The 20,130-nt window shown below is 67.2% G+C and carries 21 protein-coding genes; 8 read left to right on the top strand and 13 right to left on the bottom strand.

Translation table 11 applies throughout. From position 1 onward, the window contains the following. On the bottom strand, positions 1-257 hold a 257-nt coding region (locus BLW05_RS23235; RefSeq protein WP_143044902.1), incomplete at its 3' end, for an NAD-dependent epimerase/dehydratase family protein. A 68-nt stretch (positions 258-325) separates the two neighbouring features. On the opposite strand from BLW05_RS23235, the gene BLW05_RS23240 reads away from it, so the two are divergent. The 4 genes from BLW05_RS23240 to BLW05_RS23255 all read left to right on the top strand — a co-directional run bounded on the left by BLW05_RS23240 (position 326) and on the right by BLW05_RS23255 (position 4,838). Continuing rightward, the gene (locus BLW05_RS23240; protein ID WP_093165938.1) at positions 326-1,159 is read left to right on the top strand and encodes a FadR/GntR family transcriptional regulator; all 834 of its coding nucleotides are present in this window, start codon (positions 326-328) and stop codon (positions 1,157-1,159) included. A 113-nt stretch (positions 1,160-1,272) separates the two neighbouring features. Continuing rightward, positions 1,273-2,247, top strand: coding sequence for a Bug family tripartite tricarboxylate transporter substrate binding protein (locus BLW05_RS23245; protein ID WP_093165939.1), 975 nt, complete (start codon positions 1,273-1,275; stop codon positions 2,245-2,247). 151 nt (positions 2,248-2,398) lie between these two features. Further along, positions 2,399-3,310, top strand: coding sequence for a 5-dehydro-4-deoxyglucarate dehydratase (kdgD, locus tag BLW05_RS23250; protein ID WP_093165940.1), 912 nt, complete (start codon positions 2,399-2,401; stop codon positions 3,308-3,310). A 91-nt stretch (positions 3,311-3,401) separates the two neighbouring features. Further along, positions 3,402-4,838, top strand: coding sequence for an aldehyde dehydrogenase family protein (locus tag BLW05_RS23255; RefSeq protein WP_093165941.1), 1,437 nt, complete (start codon positions 3,402-3,404; stop codon positions 4,836-4,838). Positions 4,839-4,854: 16 nt separating this feature from the next. Here BLW05_RS23255 and mog read toward each other — a convergent pair whose 3' ends face one another. Then, positions 4,855-5,451 carry a molybdopterin adenylyltransferase gene (gene mog / locus BLW05_RS23260; RefSeq protein WP_093165942.1) on the bottom strand — a complete coding sequence of 199 codons (597 nt, stop codon included), beginning with the start codon at positions 5,449-5,451 and terminating at the stop codon, positions 4,855-4,857. Beyond that, on the bottom strand, positions 5,448-6,104 hold the full coding sequence (yjgA, locus tag BLW05_RS23265; protein WP_093165943.1) for a ribosome biogenesis factor YjgA: 657 nt from the start codon (positions 6,102-6,104) through the stop codon (positions 5,448-5,450). Before yjgA ends, mog begins: the two co-directional genes overlap by 4 nt. Before the next feature lie 77 nt (positions 6,105-6,181). Here yjgA and pmbA point away from each other — a divergent pair, with 77 nt between their 5' ends. The 4 genes from pmbA to BLW05_RS23285 are packed head-to-tail and all read left to right on the top strand — an operon-like array spanning position 6,182 to position 9,526. Further along, positions 6,182-7,552: a metalloprotease PmbA gene (pmbA, locus tag BLW05_RS23270; protein WP_093165944.1), complete on the top strand. Its 1,371-nt coding sequence runs from the start codon at positions 6,182-6,184 to the stop codon at positions 7,550-7,552. A gap of 38 nt (positions 7,553-7,590) precedes the next feature. Next, a complete protein-coding gene (locus BLW05_RS23275) occupies positions 7,591-8,310 on the top strand; it encodes an energy-coupling factor ABC transporter ATP-binding protein (protein ID WP_093166104.1) in 720 nt (239 codons plus the stop codon). Then, a complete protein-coding gene (locus BLW05_RS23280; RefSeq protein WP_093165945.1) occupies positions 8,303-8,896 on the top strand; it encodes an energy-coupling factor transporter transmembrane component T family protein in 594 nt (197 codons plus the stop codon). Before BLW05_RS23275 ends, BLW05_RS23280 begins: the two co-directional genes overlap by 8 nt. Positions 8,897-8,929: 33 nt before the next feature. Beyond that, a complete protein-coding gene (locus BLW05_RS23285; protein ID WP_093165946.1) occupies positions 8,930-9,526 on the top strand; it encodes a biotin transporter BioY in 597 nt (198 codons plus the stop codon). A gap of 22 nt (positions 9,527-9,548) precedes the next feature. Here the strand turns inward: BLW05_RS23285 and BLW05_RS23290 are convergent, their stop codons facing one another. The 10 genes from BLW05_RS23290 to nirB form a co-directional block, all read right to left on the bottom strand. Continuing rightward, complete coding sequence (locus BLW05_RS23290; RefSeq protein ID WP_256330459.1) at positions 9,549-9,995, bottom strand: DUF6314 family protein; 447 nt, start codon at positions 9,993-9,995, stop codon at positions 9,549-9,551. Then, positions 9,992-10,465 (bottom strand): NUDIX domain-containing protein, encoded by a 474-nt coding sequence (locus BLW05_RS23295; protein ID WP_093165948.1) that lies wholly within the window; start codon positions 10,463-10,465, stop codon positions 9,992-9,994. Before BLW05_RS23295 ends, BLW05_RS23290 begins: the two co-directional genes overlap by 4 nt. Next, entirely contained in the window at positions 10,462-10,917 is a 456-nt protein-coding gene (locus tag BLW05_RS23300) for a GatB/YqeY domain-containing protein (protein ID WP_093165949.1), read from the bottom strand. The genes BLW05_RS23295 and BLW05_RS23300 overlap by 4 nt, the downstream gene beginning before the upstream one ends. A 115-nt stretch (positions 10,918-11,032) precedes the next feature. Further along, positions 11,033-11,245 carry a 30S ribosomal protein S21 gene (gene rpsU, locus BLW05_RS23305; RefSeq protein ID WP_007833691.1) on the bottom strand — a complete coding sequence of 71 codons (213 nt, stop codon included), beginning with the start codon at positions 11,243-11,245 and terminating at the stop codon, positions 11,033-11,035. Between the two features lie 95 nt (positions 11,246-11,340). Further along, positions 11,341-12,591, bottom strand: a complete 1,251-nt coding sequence (locus BLW05_RS23310) for a BaiN/RdsA family NAD(P)/FAD-dependent oxidoreductase (RefSeq protein WP_093165950.1) — start codon at positions 12,589-12,591, stop codon at positions 11,341-11,343. Further along, a complete protein-coding gene (cobA, locus tag BLW05_RS23315) occupies positions 12,591-13,379 on the bottom strand; it encodes a uroporphyrinogen-III C-methyltransferase (protein WP_093165951.1) in 789 nt (262 codons plus the stop codon). Before cobA ends, BLW05_RS23310 begins: the two co-directional genes overlap by 1 nt. Continuing rightward, a complete protein-coding gene (gene ybiB, locus BLW05_RS23320; protein WP_093165952.1) occupies positions 13,376-14,314 on the bottom strand; it encodes a DNA-binding protein YbiB in 939 nt (312 codons plus the stop codon). Before ybiB ends, cobA begins: the two co-directional genes overlap by 4 nt. A gap of 98 nt (positions 14,315-14,412) precedes the next feature. Next, positions 14,413-17,214, bottom strand: coding sequence for a nitrate reductase (locus BLW05_RS23325; RefSeq protein ID WP_093165953.1), 2,802 nt, complete (start codon positions 17,212-17,214; stop codon positions 14,413-14,415). 10 nt (positions 17,215-17,224) lie between these two features. Then, a complete protein-coding gene (nirD, locus tag BLW05_RS23330; protein ID WP_093165954.1) occupies positions 17,225-17,605 on the bottom strand; it encodes a nitrite reductase small subunit NirD in 381 nt (126 codons plus the stop codon). 11 nt (positions 17,606-17,616) lie between these two features. Further along, positions 17,617-20,073 carry a nitrite reductase large subunit NirB gene (nirB, locus tag BLW05_RS23335; RefSeq protein ID WP_093165955.1) on the bottom strand — a complete coding sequence of 819 codons (2,457 nt, stop codon included), beginning with the start codon at positions 20,071-20,073 and terminating at the stop codon, positions 17,617-17,619. Positions 20,074-20,130: the final 57 nt, after the last annotated feature.

Genomic DNA, 20,130 nt, shown 5'->3' on the forward strand with positions numbered 1-20,130 from the left:
CGCTCGACCGAAACGCCGCCCAGGTGGACGATGGCGTCGCAGCCGGCCACGAGCGCATCGACCGCCTTCTTGTCCGAGAGGTCGCAGGGCACGACCTCTTCATGAGGGCCCGCGGGCGGGGCGAGTGAAGCAATGTCCGAAAGACGCAGGATGTCGGCGTAGGGGCGCAGGCGCTCGCGAAGCACCTTGCCGAGGCCGCCCGCGGCGCCGGTGAGCAGCAGGCGGGGAACATGTTTGGAAGAGGTTGTCTCGCTCATGGAATTTCCGGATCTCTTGTCGTAAGTTATCGGTTGTCGTACAACAGCGCGGCGATTATCATCACGCCATGTCGAACCTGTCAACGGGGTCAACCTCAACCGCAGATCAACCCGCTTTCGGCGCCAGTCCGCGCCGAAGAGGCCGAGGCCTGGCGCATGGGCTCGTCGACGATCTCGGCGAGAAGATTCGCAGCCAGCAACTGCGGCCGGGCGACAAGCTGCCGACCGAGTCGGCCATCATGCAGGCCTACGGCGTCAGCCGCACCGTGGTTCGCGAGGCGCTCTCCAAGCTGCAGGCCGCGGGGTTGGTCGAAACACACCACGGCATCGGCACCTTCGTGCTGCAGCCCAAGGCGGCGGGGATGTTCCGGCTCGATGCATCGGAGCTCGCGGCCTCCGTCGATGTGCTTGCGGTGCTCGAGTTGCGGATCAGCCTGGAGACCGAATCCGCCGGGTTGGCCGCCACGCGCCGCACCGAAGACCAGCTCGCGGCGATGCGCGAAGCACTTGACGATTTCGAGCGCAATGTGGCAGTGGCGGGGGACACGGTGGCGCCCGATTTCCGCTTTCACCTGGAAATCGCGCAGGCGACAGGCAACCCCTATTTCGCGGACATCATGAGCCACCTGGGCACCACGATCATTCCGCGCACGCGCATCAACGCCATCCGCAACCACGACCGGCGCGGCGAATATCTGACGCGCGTGAACCGCGAGCACGAGGAGATCTACGCGGCGATCGCGCGGCGCGATCCGGACTCCGCGCGCGCCGCGATGCGCATCCACCTGACGAACAGCCGCGAGCGCCTGCGCATCGCGCAGGAGGCGGCGCGCAGCAGCGCCCCCGGTGGTGCCCCGGCTTCGGACGCGGCGCCTGCTTCCGGTCCTGCGCCGTCGGCTTGACGCCGATTGTCCGAAACGCTGGACTTCGCTTCAAACTAGTTGTACGATGACTGACGACGATTGACTGTCAAGTCTGTCGTCATTCAATTCGATTGCATCTGGAGACGACACCCATGACCTTGAACCGCCGTGAACTCATGTTCGGCGCGCTCGGCGCAGGCCTGATGACCACCGGCGCGGCGCGTGCCGCCGACGCCTGGCCTTCGAAGCCGATTCGCATCGTGGTGCCGTATCCGCCCGGCGGGTCGTCAGACATCATTGCGCGGATCATCAGCGTGCAGTTGTCCGAGGCGCTCAAGCAGTCCGTCATCGTCGAGAACAAGGCGGGCGCCAACGGCAATCTCGGTGCCGATTACGTCGCCAAGGCGCCGGCCGACGGCTACACGGTGCTGCTGTGTGACGTCGGCGCGCTGGCGATCAGCCCCTCGGTCTACACCAAGCTGCCGTTCGATCCGTCGAAGGACCTGCGTGGCGTGACCATGCTGGCCTATTCACCGCACCTGCTGGTGGTGCACCCCTCGGTGCAGGCCAGCAACCTCAAGGAACTGATCGCGCTGTCGAAGAAATCCGATCTCAACTTCGCGGTGACCGCCACCGGCAGCGCGCCGCATCTCGCCGGTGTCGCGCTGGAACGTGCAAGCGGCGCGCGCTGGCAATACGTGCCCTACAAGGGCGGCGTGCAGGCGGTACAGGACACCGTCGCCGGCCAGACCCAGGTGCTGATGAACGGCATGCTCGCGACCTGGCCCCATGTGCAGAGCGGCAAGCTCAAGGTGCTCGGCGTTTCCAAGCCGACGCGCATGCCGCTGATCGGCGAAGTGCCGACCATCGCGGAGCAGGGTGTGCCCGGCTTCGAATCCGGCACCTGGCAAGGCGTTCTGGTGCCGCGCGGCACGCCCGAAGCGGTGGTGCAGCGCCTGAACAAGGAACTGATCGCGATCATCCGCTCGACCGACGTGCGCTCGCGCCTCGCAGGTCAGGGCGCCGAAGTCGTGACGATGACGCCGCCCGAGCAGGACCAGTTCTTCGACAAGGAACGTGCCCGCTGGGCAAAGGTTGTTAACGCCGCGCAAATCAAGCTGGATTGATTTCGTTCACCCCCAGCCTCGCCCACTTCGTGTGGCTCGGACACCCCCTTTCCGGGGGCAATCCCGGCGGGCCGGCGAAGCCGGTTCCGCGGGATTCCTGGGTTGGGTTGCACCCGCTTTTTCCACTGACCACTACTTATCACTGCTCACCATGAATCCACAAGAACTCAAGTCCATCATGGGCTCCGGCCTGCTGTCGTTCCCGCTGACCGACTTCGACGCGAACGGCGACTTCAACAAGAAGGGCTACATCGAACGCCTCGAATGGCTGGCGCCCTATGGTGCGAGCGCACTGTTCGCGGCCGGTGGCACCGGTGAGTTCTTCTCGCTGACCGGCGACGAGTACCCCGAGATCATCCAGACCGCGGTCGAGACCTGCCGCGGCAAGGTGCCGATCATCGCGGGCGCCGGCGGCCCGACGCGCTTCGCGATCCAGTGTGCGCAAGCGGCCGAGAAGGCTGGTGCGCACGGCATCCTGCTGCTGCCGCACTACCTCACCGAAGCCGGCCAGGAAGGCCTCGCCGCGCACGTCGAAGCGGTCTGCAAGAGCGTGAAGTTCGGCGTCATCGTCTACAACCGCGGCCAGAGCAAGCTCTATCCCGAAACGCTCGCCAAGCTGGCCGAGCGCTGCCCGAACCTCGTGGGCTTCAAGGATGGCATCGGCGACATCGAGCTGATGAGCTCCATCTACCTGAAGATGGGCGACCGTTTCGCCTACCTCGGCGGCCTGCCGACCGCGGAGGTCTATGCCGCGGCCTACAAGGCGCTCGGCACGCCGGTGTATTCGTCGGCCGTCTTCAACTTCATCCCGAAGACCGCGATGGAGTTCTACCGCGCCGTCGCCACCGACGACACCGCGACGCAGCACCGCCTGCTGAGGGACTTCTTCATGCCCTACCTTGCGATCCGCAACCAGGGCCAGGGCTACGCGGTGAGCATCGTGAAGGCCGGCGCGAAGATCGTCGGCCACGACGCAGGCCCGGTGCGCACGCCGCTGACCGACCTCAAGGCCGACGAATACCAGGCGCTCGAAACGCTGATCGCGAAGCTGGGTCCGCAGTAAGCTGCAGACCGGCCTGTCAGTACGGCGGCGGCCGGCTCCTTCAGGGCCGGGCCGCCTTTTTCTTCTTGATCGATTCCCCAAGGACACCGCCATGCAGAAATTCGACAACCTCATCAACGGCGAATGGACCGCCGGCGCCAGCTACAGCGCGAACACCAATCCGAGCAACCTCGCGGACGTGCTGGGCGAGTACGCCCAAGGCGATGCCGGCCAAGTCGATGCCGCCGTTGCGGCTGCTACCGCCGCCTTCCCCGCCTGGTCCACCGGCGGCGTGCAGGCGCGCTCCGAAGCGCTGGACAAGATCGGCAGCGAGATCCTCGCGCGCAAGGAAGAGCTGGGCACCCTGCTTGCACGTGAAGAAGGCAAGACGAAAGCCGAAGGCATCGGCGAAGCCACGCGCGCCGGCCAGATCTTCAAGTTCTTTGCCGGCGAGTGCCTGCGCCTCTCGGGTGAAGTCATCCCCTCGGTGCGCCCGGGCATCGGCATCGAGATCACGCGCGAGCCGGTCGGCGTCGTCGGCCTGATCACGCCATGGAACTTCCCCATCGCGATCCCCGCCTGGAAGATCGCGCCGGCGCTGGCCTTCGGCAACTGCGTGGTGGTCAAGCCCGCCGACCTGGTGCCGGGCTGCGCCTGGGCATTGGCCGAGATCATCAGCCGCTCGGGCATCCCGGCCGGCGTCTTCAACCTCGTGATGGGCCGCGGCAGCGTGATCGGCAATGCGCTGGTCCAGCATCCCGGCATCCATGCGATCAGCTTCACTGGCTCGGTGGGCGTGGGCCGCGACATCGCGGTGCAGTGCGCGACCCGCGGCAAGAAGGTCCAGCTGGAGATGGGCGGCAAGAACCCGCAGGTGGTGCTGGACGATGCCGATCTCAATCAAGCCGTGGAGCTCAGCGTGCAGAGCGCGTTCTATTCCACCGGCCAGCGTTGCACCGCCTCGAGCCGTCTCATCGTCACCGAAGGCATCTACCCGAAGTTCATCGAGGCGATGAAGGCGCGCATGGCGAAGATCAAGGTCGGCGATGCGCTCGCGCAGGGCACCGACATCGGCCCGGTCTCCAGCGGCAGCCAGTTGCAGCAGGATCTGGAATACGTCGAGATCGGCAAGAAGGAAGGCGCGACGCTGGCCGCGGGCGGCGAGCGGCTCAAGCTCGACACGGACGGCTTCTACATGTCGCCGGCCCTCTTCAGCGAATCGGTGGCGGCGATGCGCATCAACAAGGAAGAGATCTTCGGCCCGGTGGCGAGCGTCATCAAGGTGAAGAACTACGAAGAGGCGCTCGCGACCGCGAACGACACGGAGTTCGGCCTCTCGGCCGGCATTGCGACCACCAGCCTGAAGTACGCGACGCACTTCAAGCGCCACAGCCAGGCGGGCATGGTGATGGTGAACCTGCCGACCGCCGGCGTGGACTACCACGTGCCCTTCGGTGGCCGCAAGGGATCGAGCTACGGCCCGCGCGAGCAGGGCCGCTATGCGCAGGAGTTCTTCACCACGGTGAAGACCGCCTACACGCTGGCTTGATGAGCCGAACCCCGGCCTATTTCGGCGCGCGGATCGCCGACTTGGGCCGGAACGCCTTGCAGACCGATTCGTCGGTCTCGAGGTACGGCCCGCCGATCAGGTCGATGCAGTAGGGCACCGCGGCGAAGATGCCCGGCACGGCCTGCGTGCCGTCCGGGTTCTTCAGCCCTTCGAGCGTCTCGGCGATCGACTTGGGCTGGCCCGGCAGATTGATGATGAGGCTCTTGTGGCGGATCACCGCCACCTGCCGCGACAGGATCGCAGTCGGCACGAAGCGCAGGCTGATCTGCCGCATCTGTTCGCCGAAGCCCGGCATCTCCTTGTGCGCCACGGCCAGCGTGGCTTCAGGGGTCACATCGCGCAGCGCCGGGCCGGTGCCGCCGGTGGTCAGCACCAGCGAGCAGCCGGCGTCGACCAGTTCAACCAGCGCGGCGCTGATGCCTTCCTTCTCGTCGGGGATCAGCCGCGAAGCGAAGGTGATCGGATTGCGCAGCGCGCGCTGCAGCCACTCCTGCAGGGCCGGCAGGCCCTTGTCTTCATAGACGCCGCTCGATGCGCGGTCGCTGATCGAGACGATCCCGATGCGTACTGGATCGAAGCCAGTGCCAGTCATGCGTCTTCCTCTCGGGATTGTTCGGCAGCCTCCGCGGCGTGATCCTCAGTGCCATGCACGCGCAGCTGCTCGCGCACGAGCTGGAACACCTCGCGGTACGCCTTGCCCTGGCGCGGGGCTTCGCCGGGGGGGCCGGACTTCATGTCCTTGCGCGCCTGGCGCACCAGCGCTCGCAATTGCTGGGCATCGGTGCCCGGGTGCGTTTCGATCCAGCCGCCGAGCGCGTCGTCGTCGGCGATGAGGCGGTCGCGCCAGCGCTCGGCCTCGTGCAGCGCGGCGGCTTCCTGGGCCGGGCCGCGGTTCTGTTCGGCCAATGCGACGCGCACCGCTTCGACGACCGACTCATCCAGCCCGCGCATCAGCTTGCCGACGAACTGCATCTGCCGGCGCTTGCCTTCGAAGTTGGTGATGCGCCGGGCGTCGGCGATGGCGTCGCGCAGCTTGTCGCCGAGGTCGAGTTTGTCGAAGAGACCGGCACGCAGCGTCAGCAGGGCTTCGCCGAGCGACTGGAGTTCGGCGCTTTCGCGCTTGAGATCGGTCTTGCTCGCCGCTTCAGTGCCCTTGAGTTCACGCTTGAGCTCGAGGTCGAGTTCGCTGCCTTCGGCGACGAATTGGCCGCGGACGAAGTAGCCTTTTTTGGGTTTGCGGGACATAGAGACAATCGTAGGCCTCTCCTCGAACCGGGTGTGTGCCGCGCGTCCGGAAAGGGGGCAAGTATCATAGCCAACACATGAGCACACCTTCCTCGCGCGCCGAATCCGGCTTCGCCTACAGCCGTTCCTTCTTCGAAAACCTGGTCGACTCAGCCTTGGCCCATGCCAGGAAGCTCGGCGCCACCGACGTGGGCGCCGAGGCGTCCGAAGGCTGCGGCCTGAGTGTGTCGGTGCGCAAGGGCGAGCTCGAGAACGTCGAACGCAATCGCGACAAGTCGCTGGGCGTGACGGTCTATATCGGCCATCGGCGCGGCAACGCGAGCACATCCGACTTCTCGGAAGCAGCAGTCGCGCAGACCGTGCAGGCGGCCTATGACATCGCGCGCTTCACGGCCGAGGACCCCGTCAGCGGCCTGCCCGAAGAGGAAGATATCGCCAAGGATCATCCCGATCTCGACCTCTTCCACCCCTGGGACATCACCAGCGAACAGGCGGCCGAGCTCGCGCTGGTGTGCGAAGCCGCCGCGCTGTCCACGGACAAGCGCATCACCAACAGCGAAGGCGCGGGCGTTTCAGCGCAGCAGAGCCATTTCTTCAGCGCCCACACGCGCGGCTTCCGCGGTGGTTACGCGAGTTCGCGCCATTCGATCTCGGTGGCGCCGATCGCCGGCAAGGGCGACGACATGCAGCGCGATGCGTGGTACAGCTCCATGCGTTCTGCCGATGAGCTCGCGAGCCCGCAGGCCGTCGGGCGCTATGCAGCCGAGCGCGCGCTGAGCCGGCTGAAGTCCCGCAAGATCAAGACCACGGAATGCCCGGTGCTGTTCGAATCGCCGCTCGCGGCCGGCCTGCTTGGCGGGCTCGTGCAGGCGACCAGCGGCGGGGCGCTTTATCGCCGGAGCACTTTCCTGCTCGACTCGCTCGGCAAGCAGGTGCTGCCGTCGCACGTCGATGTGGTGGAAGACCCGCATGTGCGCCGCGGCAAGGGCAGTTCGCCCTTCGACGACGAGGGCGTGGTCACGCGCAAGCGCAAGCTGGTCGACGGCGGCCGCCTCGAAGGCTATTTCCTGAGCACCTATTCGGCGCGCAAGCTCGGGATGAAGACCACCGGCAATGCCGGCGGCTCGCACAACCTGACGCTGACGTCGCGGCTCACGCAACCGGGCGACGATCTGGATGCGATGCTGGCCAAGCTCGGCACGGGCCTGTTCGTGATCGAACTGATGGGGCAGGGCGTGAACTACGTGACCGGCGACTATTCGCGCGGCGCGAGCGGCTTCTGGGTCGAGAACGGGAAGATCGCCTATCCGGTGCAGGAGATCACCATCGCCGGCAACCTCAAGGACATGCTGCTCGGCATCGAGGCCGTCGGCGCCGATGCCTACAACTACGGCGCGAAGACGACGGGTTCCCTGCTCGTCAACCGGATGAAGGTCGCGGGGAGCTGAGATTGGCGCGCGGCGGCGCCTGGCCGGCGCGGCAGCCCATCCTGCCGGAGGATGGCGTCGGCAGCGGCGTTCGCATCGAGGACGTCACGCTGGTGCGGGGTCACCAGCGAATCTTCGAAGGGCTGACGCTGGACCTGCGGGAATCGAGGATCGGGCTGATCGGCGACAACGGCGCGGGCAAGAGCAGTCTGTTCCGCCTGATCAGCGGGCTCGACAAGCCGCAGCAGGGCCACGTGATCCTGTCCGGCTCCGCGTCGCCGGGACAGGTCGGGCTGCTGTTCCAGAACCCCGACGACCAGATCATTTTCCCGACCGTGGCCGAGGAGCTGGTCTTCAGCCTCACCGCGCGTGGTGAAACGCGCCAGGCGGCGCGGCAGCGGGCGCTCGACTTCCTGGCCGGGCGCGGCTTGTCCGCGTGGGCTGGCCGCTCCGTCGGCGAATTGAGCCAGGGCCAGCGCCAGCAGGTCTGCCTGATGGCGCTCCAGATCAGCGAGCCGCAGACGCTGCTCCTCGACGAACCCTACGCAAGCCTCGATTTGCCGAGCCAGTCGCGGCTCGCCGCTCAGATCGATGCGTCTCGGCAGCAGATCATCCTGTCGACCCATCTGCTCGAGCATGTGCATGACTTCGAACGTGTGCTGTGGCTGGAAGAGGGCCGCGTGCGTGTCGATGGCCCCGGCCGCGCGGTCTGTGAAGCCTACGCGGCTGACGTGCGGGAGCGTGCGCGAGCAGAGGCAGAGCGAGGCAGCCATGCGTAGTCTCTATTCGGCGCAGGCAACCTGGATGCACGGCGTTCCGGCCTGGATCAAGCTCGCGCTGTTGTCGATCTGCGGCACGATCCTGGTGTGGATCGAGCGGCCCGCGTACCTGATCGCTGGGTGCGTTCTGGCGCTTTCGATCTTCATGTCGCTGGGGGCGCCCGCGTGGCGCAGCTTCCGGATGCTGGGCGGGGTGGCCATTGCGGGCGGACTGATCGTTCTCTTCCACTGGGTGATGGGCACGACCGCGCAAGGCGCGGCGAGCGCCTTGCGCCTCGGGAGTGCGGCAGTGCTCGCGCTGATGCTCACGCTGACCACGCGCTTCGAAGACCTGCTGGCCGTGCTCGAGGCCGTCATGCGTCCGTTGCAGCGCATCGGCGTGCCGACCGGGCGCGTCGCGCTCGCACTGGGCCTCATGCTGCGCTTCGCAGAGAACTTCCATGCGCAGTGGCATCGCCTCGATGACGCGTACCGCGCTCGCGCCGGCCGGGGCGGCGGAATGCGGCTCCTGGCGCCGATGACGATCCGCACCCTTCAGACCGCTGACCGTGTGGCCGACGCACTGGCTGCACGGCTCGGCCGGTGATTCGTTCAAACCCTTCCTTGAAAGCTGCTTCCCATGCCCGCAAACCCCCACGCCGGCACCTCGTCTTCGCGATCCCTCGCTCACATCGCCCTGTTCGCGGCGTTGATGGCAGTGCTGGGACTGATTCCCAAGATCGACCTGCCGTTCGGCGTGCCCATCACGCTGCAATCGCTTGGCGTGATGCTGGCCGGCTGCCTGCTGGGGCCGCGCCGCGGCTTTCTCGCGATGGCGCTTTTCCTGCTCGCTGTGGCGCTGGGCCTGCCGCTGCTGCCCGGCGGGCGCGGTGGACTCGGCGTGTTCGTGGGCGCGACCTCGGGCTTCCTGTTCGGCTGGATGTTCGGCGCCTTCGCCTGCGGCCTGCTGATGCGCCTGCTGGTGCCTCGCCTCGGCGACTCCACGGGCAAGGGGTTGCTGGCGACGAGCTTCTTGTCCTCGGTGATCGGCGGGATCGTGGTGGTCTATGCCTTCGGAATCGTCGGGCTGTCGTTCGTGGCCCACATGTCGCTGTCGCAGGCCGCGCTGGCCATGCTGATCTTCATTCCCGGCGACCTGGTCAAGTGCGGCATCTGTGCCGTGGTCGTGCAGACCGTGATGCGGGGCATGCCCAGCTGGCGGCTCGGCCGCGATTGAACGGAAGCGCGGCTTGAGGCGCCTAGCGTCGCTTGAACACCGTCGCTGAAACGTAGTCCTTGCGGGGGCCGCGCACGGTGTGGCAGATGACGAAAGTCCCGTCGACCAGAAAGCGGTAGCTGCTGTCGTAGGTGTCGGGCGAGCACAGGTGCGTGGCCAGGCCGCCGAACGCATCGCCCTGCCGCTGGAGTTCGATGTGGTGGAAGAGGCGGGGCGGCGCTTCGTTGAAGAACACCGTGAAGCCGCCGGGAGCGCGCTCGAAACGGTATTCGCGGGACGCGTCGAGCACCTTGCCGCCGGCCAGTCGGACACGGCCTTCTTCGCGGTAGGTCAGCACATCGGGATGCTGTCGCTCGAACAGGGCGATGCCGGTCATCGTGGCCTGGTTCTCGATGGTCCGGTCCAGATCCCAGGCGCCTTCCAGCTGGTCGAAGACGGCGTCCGCGCCGCGCCAGGGGGCTGTTGTCACGTCCACGCGGGCGGCGGTGCGGCCTGAAGAAGCTGCCGCACCCGGGAGATCGCCCGCGCATAGGGTTCGGCGAAGGCATCGAGGGGCGCGTCGTGCGTCAGCCAGCTGAAGCTGAAGACGAGGCCGTCTTCCTCGGGGCTGCCCATGGCCACGTGGTCGAAGGTTTCCGGCAGAACCTCCTGCGTTCTCATCAGGAACAGGTGCCAGAGCTGCGGATGCCGGTGCTTGTTGCCCTCGATGCCCGCCTCGCAGTAGCGATCGATGGTGCCCAGCGGCTCCAGTTCCCCGGTGTAGTCGATGCCGGATTCCTCCAGCAGCTCCCGGCGCACCGCATCTTCCGGGGCTTCGCCGGGCTCGATCGTGCCCTTCGGGAGCTGCATGCCACGGTCCTCGGGGTGATGGAAGACCAGGAGGCGGCCCTGATCGTCCACCAGGCAGGCGCAGGCCTTGAGGACCGGGCGCTTCGTCATGCAGAGGCGCCCGACAGTGCGGCCTTGACCGCAGCGCTGACCTGGCCCATGTCAGCCTTGCCGGCGAGGCGCGTCTTCACGACACCCATGACCTTGCCCATGTCGCCGGGGCCCTTGGCGCCGAGCTCGGCCACGATGGCCTTCACCTCCACGGCGACTTCGTCGGCGCTCATCCGCTGCGGCAGGTACACCTCCAGCACCTTGATCTCGGCGGCTTCCTTGTCGGCGAGATCCATGCGGCCGCCCTGGGTGAACGCGGCGACCGAGTCCTTGCGCTGCTTCACCAGCTTGTCGACGATCGAAACGATCATGGCGTCGTCCAGCACGACACGCTCGTCGACTTCCTTCTGCTTCATGGCGGCGAGCAGCAGACGGATGGTGCCCAGGCGCTCGGAGTCCTTGGCGCGCATCGCGGTCTTCATGTCTTCGTTGATCTGGTCCTTGAGGCTCATGTCTGGCTTTCCTTGGCGGTGAAAAAACAAGAGCCGCGGCAGGCAATCCTGGCGCGGCTCGGGGAAGGAGCTGAAGCTGAACCGGGCACTGGCGCCTGGCCAGCGCAGCGGGTGATCAGTACAGCTTCTTGGGGAGCTGCATGCTGCGCACGCGCTTGTAATGACGCTTGACGGCAGCTGCCTTCTTGCGCTTGCGCTCGGCGGTCGGCTTTTCGTAGAACTCGCGGGCACGCAGGTCGGTCAGCAGGCCGAGCTTTTCGATGGTGCGCTTGAAGCGGCGCAGCGCGACGTCGAAGGGCTCGTTTTCTTTTACGCGGATGGTGGTCATTTAGTGAATCGGTTGAATTTGGCGCGGGCAAGATCGGCACCCAAGCCGGGTTCCTCAACTGAAAAATGGGTGCGGCCGTTGAGGGGAGGCCAAAGTTAGCCCGTCATTATAGCCTGAGCTTTGCTTTTCAGCGACAGTGCTTCCGCACAAGCATGTGCGCTCGCCCACGCCCACTGGAAGTTGTAACCGCCGAGCCAGCCGGTGACGTCGACCACCTCGCCGATGAAGTAGAGGCCCGGCTGCTTCGATTCCATGGTCTGCGAGGACAGGTCGCGTGTATCGACGCCGCCCGCGGTGACCTCGGCCTTCTTGTAGCCCTCCGTGCCCGTCGGCGTGATCTGCCATCGGGCGATGCGCTCCGCCAGGGCGGCCAGCGCACGATCGGCGGCCTCGTTGATCGGTCGCTGCAACGCCGCATCCTCGCCCACCCAGGCATCGGCGAGTCGCGACGGCACCAGCGTGGCCAATTCGTTGGCGATGCGCTTGCGGGACTGCCGCTTGGCCTCGCCGAGCGCTTCGGCGACGTCCGTGCCGGGCGCGAAGTCGATCGTGAGCGGCGAGCCGGGCCGCCAATAGCTCGAAATCTGCAGAACCGCAGGGCCGGAAAGCCCTCGATGCGTGAAGAGCAGGTCTTCGAGAAAGTGCATCCGCTCCTTCTTGCTGCCGGTTTCGATCTGCACCGGCAGGGAAAGGCCCGCCAACCCGGCATAGGGGGCCCAGCCTTCGCCGCCGAACGTCAGCGGCACCAGCGCCGGGCGCGGCGTGACCACGCGCAGTCCGAACTGTTCGGCCATCCGGTAGCCGAAGTCGCTCGCGCCGATCTGGGGGATCGAAAGACCGCCGGTCGCGATCACCAGCTGGGGTGCGCGAACCGCGCCGCGGCCGGTCTCGACCTGATAGCCGCCGTCATCCGACCAGCCGATCGCGCCCACGCTGCAGGGCTGCCAGTGCTCGACGCCGCCGGCCCGGCACTCGGCCAGCAGCATGTCGATGATCTGCTGCGAAGAGCCGTCGCAGAAGAGCTGCCCCTTGTGCTTCTCGTGGTAGGCGATGCCGTGCCGCTGCACCATGTCGATGAACTGCTGCGGTGCATAGCGCGACAGCGCCGAGCGGCAGAAATGCGGGTTGTCGCCGATGAAGTGCCGCTGAGGTGCGCGCACGTCCAGATCGCGATTGGTGAAATTGGCGCGCCCGCCGCCGGAGATGCGAATCTTCTCGGCGATGCGGTCGTTGTGGTCGAGCAGCAGCACCTTCACGCCGCGCTGCCCCGCCTGCGCAGCGCAGAAGAGGCCTGCGGCGCCTGCGCCGATGACGATGGCGTCGAACGACTTCTGACCGTCCGACATCAGGTGCCGAAGCGGGTGACGGATACGCCCGCAGCCGCAAGCCCTTGCAGCACGTCGCCCACGACGATCACCGACGGGCTTCCGAGCCCGGCGGCGGTGAGGTCCGTGCGCAGGCACGACAGCGTGCTCGTGATGTGCCGCTGGTGCGGCAGGCTCGCATGCTGGATCACGGCCACCGGCGTGTCGCCGGGCAGTCCGTGCAGCAGCTCGTTCTGGATGTGAGCCACGCCGGAGACGCCCATGTAGATGACCAGCGTCAGCCGCGCATCTCGCGCCGTCGCGGCGAGCTGTTGCCAGTCGGTCGGGTTCTCGGCGGCCGAATGGCCCGTCTTGGCGTGGCCGGTGACGAACACCACGCCCTGCGCATGATCGCGATGTGTCAGCGGCACGCCCAGCGCAGTGACCGCGGCGAGCCCGGCGGTGATGCCGTTGACCACGGTGCATTCGATGCCGGCTTCGCGCAGGTGCTCGACCTCCTCGCCGCCGCGGCCGAAGATGAACGGGTCGCCGCCTTTCAGGCGAACCACGGTTTCGCCTTCCTGCACCGCGGTGATCATCAGCCGCTCGATGAAAGCCTGCGGCGTGCTGCGGCAGCCGCCGCGCTTGCCCACGTGGATGATGCGTGCGTCGGGCCGTGCATAGGCGAGGATCTCGTCGTTGACCAGGTCGTCGACCAGCAGCACGGTGGCCGCCTGGATCGCCTTGACGGCCTTGATCGTCAGCAGTTCGGGGTCGCCGGGGCCGGCGCCGACCAATGTGCAGGTGCCTTGGGGGGAGTTGGTGTTCATCGGATCTCCGTCTCTTGCGGCTGTGTCTGTTGGGCGAGGTTGGCGAGCTGGACGATCTGCGCGACCTGCTGCGCGATGGCATGGGGCACGGGTGTTTCGCCGGACAGCACGCGGCGCGTGTAGTCCACCGTGGTGTCGACGTCGATGTCCTTCGGAAGCCCCGGCACGTCGCCCTGCGTGCCCGGCTGCTGTTCCTGCAAGGCGACGTGCCGTCCGTGCACGAAGCCGTCGATCTGCGCGGTTCGACGCGGATCGGCCGCGCTTTCGCCTTCGAGGCCGCGCGAGAGCAGGGCGGTCATGCCCATCAGCTCGAAGGTGGCGGCCATCGACCTGGCGTATTCGGGATGGGTGTAGCTGCCGATCACCACGGATTCGCCGGCGGTCGGCTGCATCAGCTTGACCACGCTATGGCCGGAGTTGCGCAGGCCGACCACGCGCCGCACGTCGAGCAGACGCTTGAGCCCGGGCGAGAGCAGTTCGGTCGGTGCGAAGACGACTTCGCCATCGTCGATCGCGCGAATGGCCGTGAGGGCCGGCACGCCGAGCCCCGCGAGCACATTGGATGCGAGAACGCGCGCCGATTCGGTCGCCGTGCCATGCACCAGCACCGGCAGCCCTTCGCGCGCCAACAGCAGTGCGAGAAGCGGCGTCAGCACCGGCAGGCGTCGCGCGCCGTTGTAGCTGGGCAGCACGACCAGCGGCCGGCCGGTCGCGGGAAAGCGGTTGAGCCGCGCATGCGTCGCATCGAGAAAGCCGGCCAGCTCCTCCGGCGTCTCGCCCTTGATGCGCATCGCGAGGCAGAAGGCGCCGATCTCGAGATCGCTCACCGTGCCGTCCAGCACCTGGCCGAACAGGTCGCACGCCTGCTCGCGCTCGAGCGGCTTCGCGCCGCGCGCGCCGCGGCCGATTTCCTTGATGTAGTGGCTGATTCCCATGGGTGTGGGGATTGTCCCGCAAGGCTTATGCCGCAAAGCGGGCGTCCTTATGCCCCGCCCCGCAGGAAGGTCTGCTTCCGCGATCGCGGCGGGACTGATCATGGCGCCACCGCGACGGCCGGCGGGGCGCTGGCGCGCACCATGCGCTTGAGTTCGGGCACGCACGAACCGCAGTTGGTTCCGCATTTGAGCGAACCCTGGAGCGCCGCCAGCCGCTCTTCGTCCGATCCGCCCGATGCGGCGAGCTGTCCGGCAATCGCCGTCTCCGTCACGCCGAAGCAGCTGCAGATGATCTTGCCCTTGGACGCCACATTGCCGGGCGCCGCCGCGCCGGGGCGCAGGAGCTGGCGGCCATAGGCCTGTGCCGGCAGGCGGTCCTGCAGCAGGGCCTTGATCCACGCCTCGGCCCGCGTGTCGCCGCCGAGGAGGAATCCTTCCAGGTAGGCGTCGGCGCCGCTGCGCACCAGCCTGACCGCACGGCGCTGGCCGCGTCGTGCGTCGGCGTAGCGAAGCGTTTCCGCGCCGCTGAGGGACAGCAGGTTCTCGATCTGTGCGAGCAGCGCATCCGGCGGCGCTTCATACGCCGCTGCCCGGAAAAGCACGCCGGCGCGCTCCTGGCCATCGCCGCCGAGCGCCGCGCCGCTGCCGAAGGGCACGCAGCTCGCAAAGGGGAAGGACCGCATCAGCTCGCGCAGCGCGACCGCGACCTCCAGCGAAGTCCCTTGCGGCAGCCACGCCGCCGCGAGCAGCGACCACGGCAGCTCGGCCTTGAGGATCTTGACCGCCGCGTGCTTCAGCTCCGGCTGCTTCGAATCGGGGCAGTAGCTCGAAGTGGTCAGCGCGTTCACGCCCGCGAGCGGTGTGCCCGTGCTCGACGACCCGCTCAGGTACTCGCCGCCCCAGTGCATCGCGATGAACGCCTGGCTCAGGCCGACCTCGGTGCTGCCGGCGACCGGCACCACGATCGAGCCGCGCCGCGAGGTGACGTGGACGAGGTCGCCCTCCGCGATCTGGCGGCGCGCCATGTCCTGCGGATGCATCTGCAGGGTGGGCTCCGCCGCATGGCCGAAGAGGCGGCCCAGCGTGCCGGTGCGGCTCATGCCGTGCCACTGGTCGCGCAGGCGCCCGGTGTTCAGCGAGAACGGGTAGCGCGCTTCGCGTGCCTCCGCGACGGGCTTGTAGGGCGTGTCGGCGAAGCGGGCGCGGCCGTCCGGCGTCGGGAAGATGCCGTCTTCGTAGAGCCGGGCGCGGCCCACGGTCTCGCCCTTGCGCAGCGGCCATTGCTGCGGCGCGGCTTCGAGCATCGCGTAGCTCATGCCGGTGATGTCGAGGTCGCGGCCGTGGGTGGTCTCGCGGTGCTCGTTCCAGACCGATTCGGGCGTGTCGTAGGGGAACAGCGTCTGCGTGCGGCCCAGGCGCTCTTCCAGCCGGCGCGCGAAGTCCACGCCGATCGCCCAGTCGTTGCGCGCTTCGCCGGGCGCGGAGACCGCCGGCCGCACGCGCGAGATGCGCCGCTCGCTGTTGGTGACCGTGCCGTCCTTCTCGCCCCAGGTGGTGGCCGGGAGCAGCAGGTCGGCGTACGCGCAGGTCGCGGTGGTCGAGAAGGCTTCCTGCACCACCACGAACTCGCAGCGCTCGAGCGCGCGGCGCACGGTCGCCTGGTCGGGCATCGACTGCGCGGGGTTGGTGCAGGCGATCCACAGCGCGCGGATCTCGCCGTCGGCCGCCGCCTGGAACATCTCGACGGCGGTCTTGCCGGGCTTCTCCGGCACATCGGCGATGCCCCAGAACGCCGCAACCTCGGCGCGATGCTGCGGATTCGCGAGATCGCGATGCGCCGACAGCAGGTTGGCGAGCCCGCCCACTTCGCGCCCGCCCATCGCGTTGGGTTGCCCGGTCAGCGAGAACGGGCCCGCGCCGGGCTTGCCGATCTGCGCGGTTGCAAGGTGCAGGTTGATCAGCGCCGCGTTCTTGATCGTGCCCGACGACGACTGGTTGAGGCCCTGGCAGTAGAGGCTCAACGTGGCGGGCGACGTCGCGAACAGGCGCGCCGCTTCGAGCAGGTCCTCCTTCGAGATGCCGCAGACCTGCGCGACGCGATCCGGCGTGCAGTCCCGCACCGTGGCCTTGAGCGCATCGAATCCACTGGTGTGTTCGGCGATGTAGCGCGCATCGGTCCAGCCTTCCCACAGCATCAGGTGCAGCATGCCGTTGAACAACATCACGTCGGTGCCCGGCTGGATCGGCAGGAACAGGTCGGCAATCTCCGCCGTGTCGGTGCGGCGCGGATCGGCCACGATGATCTTCATCGCCGGATTCGCCGCCTTCGCGTCCTCGATGCGGCGGAACAGGATCGGGTGCGCCCATGCGGTGTTGCTGCCCACGATGAAGAGGCACTGCGCGTGCTTCAGGTCGTCGTAGCAGGCGGGCGGCGCATCGGCGCCCAGCGTCTTCTTGTAGCCCGCGACCGCGCTGCTCATGCACAGGCGCGAGTTGGTGTCGATGTTGTTGGTCGCGACCAGCCCCTTGGCGAGCTTGTTGAAGACGTAGTAGTCCTCGGTCAGCAACTGGCCGGACACATAAAAACCGACCGCGTCCGGTCCGTGGTCGCGGATGACCTGCGCGAACTTTTCGACCGCGAGGTCCAGCGCGCCGTCCCAGCTGATCGGTTCCGGCGTCGAGCCGCGCGTGGCGCGCTGCATCGGGCGCAGCAGGCGCGTCTGCATCGTGACCGCGGCGCTGGCGGTGAGGTGCAGCGTCGATCCCTTGGTGCACAGCCGGCCGAAGTTGGCGGGATGCGCAGGATCGCCGCGCACGCCGGTGATCTGCGCGCCATCGGATTCGATGATCACGCCACAGCCCACGCCACAGTAAGGGCAGGTCGAGCGTGTTTCCTTCATGGGTCGGCCCTCAGACTTCGATCGTGTGCTTCGGGCCGGCGACCGGCTTCGGCAGATCGATCGCGTGCGATTCGAGTTCCTGTGCGTCCAGGTGCACCACGCCATCGCTCACCTTCACCGCAAAGCGCGGCGTGCAGCCTTCGTCGGGCGCTTTCGCGCAGCCGTCGTCGAGGCCGATCGACCAGTTGTGCAGCGGGCACGCGACGCTGGTGCCGAAGACGATGCCCTGACTCAGCGGGCCGCCCTTGTGCGGGCAGCGGTCGAGCAGCGCGAAGACTTCGTTCTCGGAATTGCGGAACACCGCCACATCGACGCCCACCGGCCGGTTCACGCGCCGCGCCCCGAGCACCGGGATGTCGTCGACGCGGCAGATCACTTTCCATTCGCTCATCGTGGTTCCTTTCAGGCCGGTTGTGCGGCGGGGTGGATCACGGCCACGGGCTTGAACTGCCGCACGTCGACCGAGGCTTCCGCCGACGCGAACCACGGATCGGGCTCGCCGTCGAGCGCGAACTGGAGCCGCTCCCAGAGCGCCTTGCGGCCTTCCGCGTCTTCGAGGATCTTCTTCTTCACGTAGTCGAGGCCGACGCGCCCGATGTAGTGCACCGTGCGCTCCAGGTACCAGCCTTCCTCGCGATAGAGCTGCAGGAAGGCGCCGGCGTACTCCATCACCTCCTCGGAACTCTTCACCTTGACCAGGAAGTGCGCCACCTCGGTCTTGATGCCGCCATTGCCACCGACATAGATCTCCCAGCCCGAGTCGACGCCGATCACACCAACATCCTTGATGCCCGATTCGGCACAGTTGCGGGGGCACCCCGACACCGCGAGCTTGACCTTGTGCGGCGAGTACATCGCCCACAGCGCGCGCTCCAGATCCTTGCCCATCTGCGTCGAGTCCTGCGTGCCGAAGCGGCACCACTCGCTGCCCACGCAGGTCTTCACCGTGCGCAGCGACTTGGCGTAGGCGAAGCCGGAGGGCATGCCGATATCCTTCCAGACGTTCTCCAGGTCTTCCTTCTTCACGCCCAGCAGGTCGATGCGCTGCCCGCCCGTGACCTTGACCGTCGGGATCTTGTACTTGTCCGCTGCGTCGGCAATGCGGCGCAACTCGTCGGGCGTGGTGTGGCCGCCCCACATGCGCGGGATCACCGAATAGGTGCCGTCCTTCTGGATGTTCGCGTGGCTGCGCTCGTTGATGAAGCGGCTCTGCGGATCGTCCTTCGCCTCCTTGGGCCAGGTCGAGATCAGGTAGTAGTTGATGGCGGGCCGGCAGCTCGAGCAGCCGTTCGGCGTGCGCCAGCCGAGGTTGCGGTAGACCTCGTCGTGCGTCAGGTAGTGCTCCTTGCGGATCGCGTCGCGCGCGTCCTGGTGGCTCACGTCGGTGCAGCCGCACATGGCTTTCTTCTTCGGGGCCGCGGAGTAGTCGCCGCCGGCGGTGAACATCAGGATCTGCTCCACCAGCCCGGTGCACGATCCGCACGAGGCGCTGGCCTTGGTGTGCTTCTTGACCTCTTCGAGCGTGAACAGGCCCTTGTCCTTGATGGCCTTGCAGATCGTGCCCTTGGTGACACCGTTGCAACCGCAGACCTCGGCCTCGTCGGGCATCGTCGCGGCCTTGCTGTGGCCTTCGTGCCCGGTGTCGCCGATGTTCGACTCGCCGAACATCAGCTTGTCGCGGATGTCGTGCACGCTGCGCCCGTCGCGCAGCAGCTTGAAGTACCAGCTGCCGTCCACCGTGTCGCCGTAGAGGCAGGCGCCGACCAGCTTGTCGTCCTTGATCACCAGCTTCTTGTAGACGCCGCCGAAGGGGTCGCTCATCACGATCTCTTCGGTGCCTTCGCCGCCCATGAATTCCCCGGCCGAGAACAGGTCGATGCCGGTGACCTTGAGCTTGGTCGAGGTCAGCGAACCCTGGTAGCGGCCGATGCCGAAGTGGGCCAGGTGGTTGGCCGCGACCTTGGCCTGCTCGAACAGCGGCGCGACCAGCCCATAGGCGATGCCGCGATGTGCCGCGCATTCGCCGACCGAGTAGATGCGCGGGTCGGTCACGGTCTGCATGGTGTCGGTGACCACGATGCCGCGGTTGACGTGCAGGTGGATCTTTTCCGCCAGCTCGGTGTTGGGGCGGATGCCGACCGCCATCACCACGAGATCGGCCGCGACCTCGGTGCCGTCCTTGAAGCGGATCGCCTTCACGCGGCCGTCGTCGCCGCCGACCAGTTCCTGCGTCTGCGCGCCGATCAGGAAGCTCAGGCCGCGGTCTTCGAGCGACTTCTGCAGCATCTTGCCGGCGACGTCATCGAGCTGGCGCTCCATCAGCCAGGGCATGACGTGCACCACGGTGACGTTCATCCCGCGCAGCATCAATCCGTTCGCCGCTTCGAGGCCCAGCAGGCCGCCGCCGATGACCACCGCGTTCTTGTGCGTGCGCGCCGTCTCGATCATGTAGTCGGTGTCCGCGATGTCTCGGTAGGCGATCACGCCCTTGAGATCCTTGCCCGGCACCGGCAGCATGAAAGGGTTGGAGCCCGTGCACATCAGCAGGCGGTCGTAGGCGGCCTCGGTGCCGTCTTCGGCGCGCACGATGCGCCGGACGCGGTCCACCTCGACCACCTTCTTGCCGGCATGCAGGGTGATGTTGTTCTCGGCGTACCACTCCCAGCTGTTGAGGACGATCTCGTCGATCGTCTGCTCGCCCGCGAGCACCGGCGACAGCAGGATGCGGTTGTAGTTGGGATGCGGCTCCGCGCCGAACACGGTGATGTCGTAGAGCTCGGGCTCGATCTTGAGCAGCTCTTCGATCGTGCGCACGCCGGCCATGCCGTTGCCGATCATCACGAGTTTCATCTTCTTCATGGGGCTCAACCTTTCCTGAATCAAGCAATCGCGTGGCCACGGCGCGCGTGGAGAATC

This window comes from Variovorax sp. YR216, from assembly GCF_900107745.1.
Lineage (GTDB): Bacteria > Pseudomonadota > Gammaproteobacteria > Burkholderiales > Burkholderiaceae_C > Variovorax.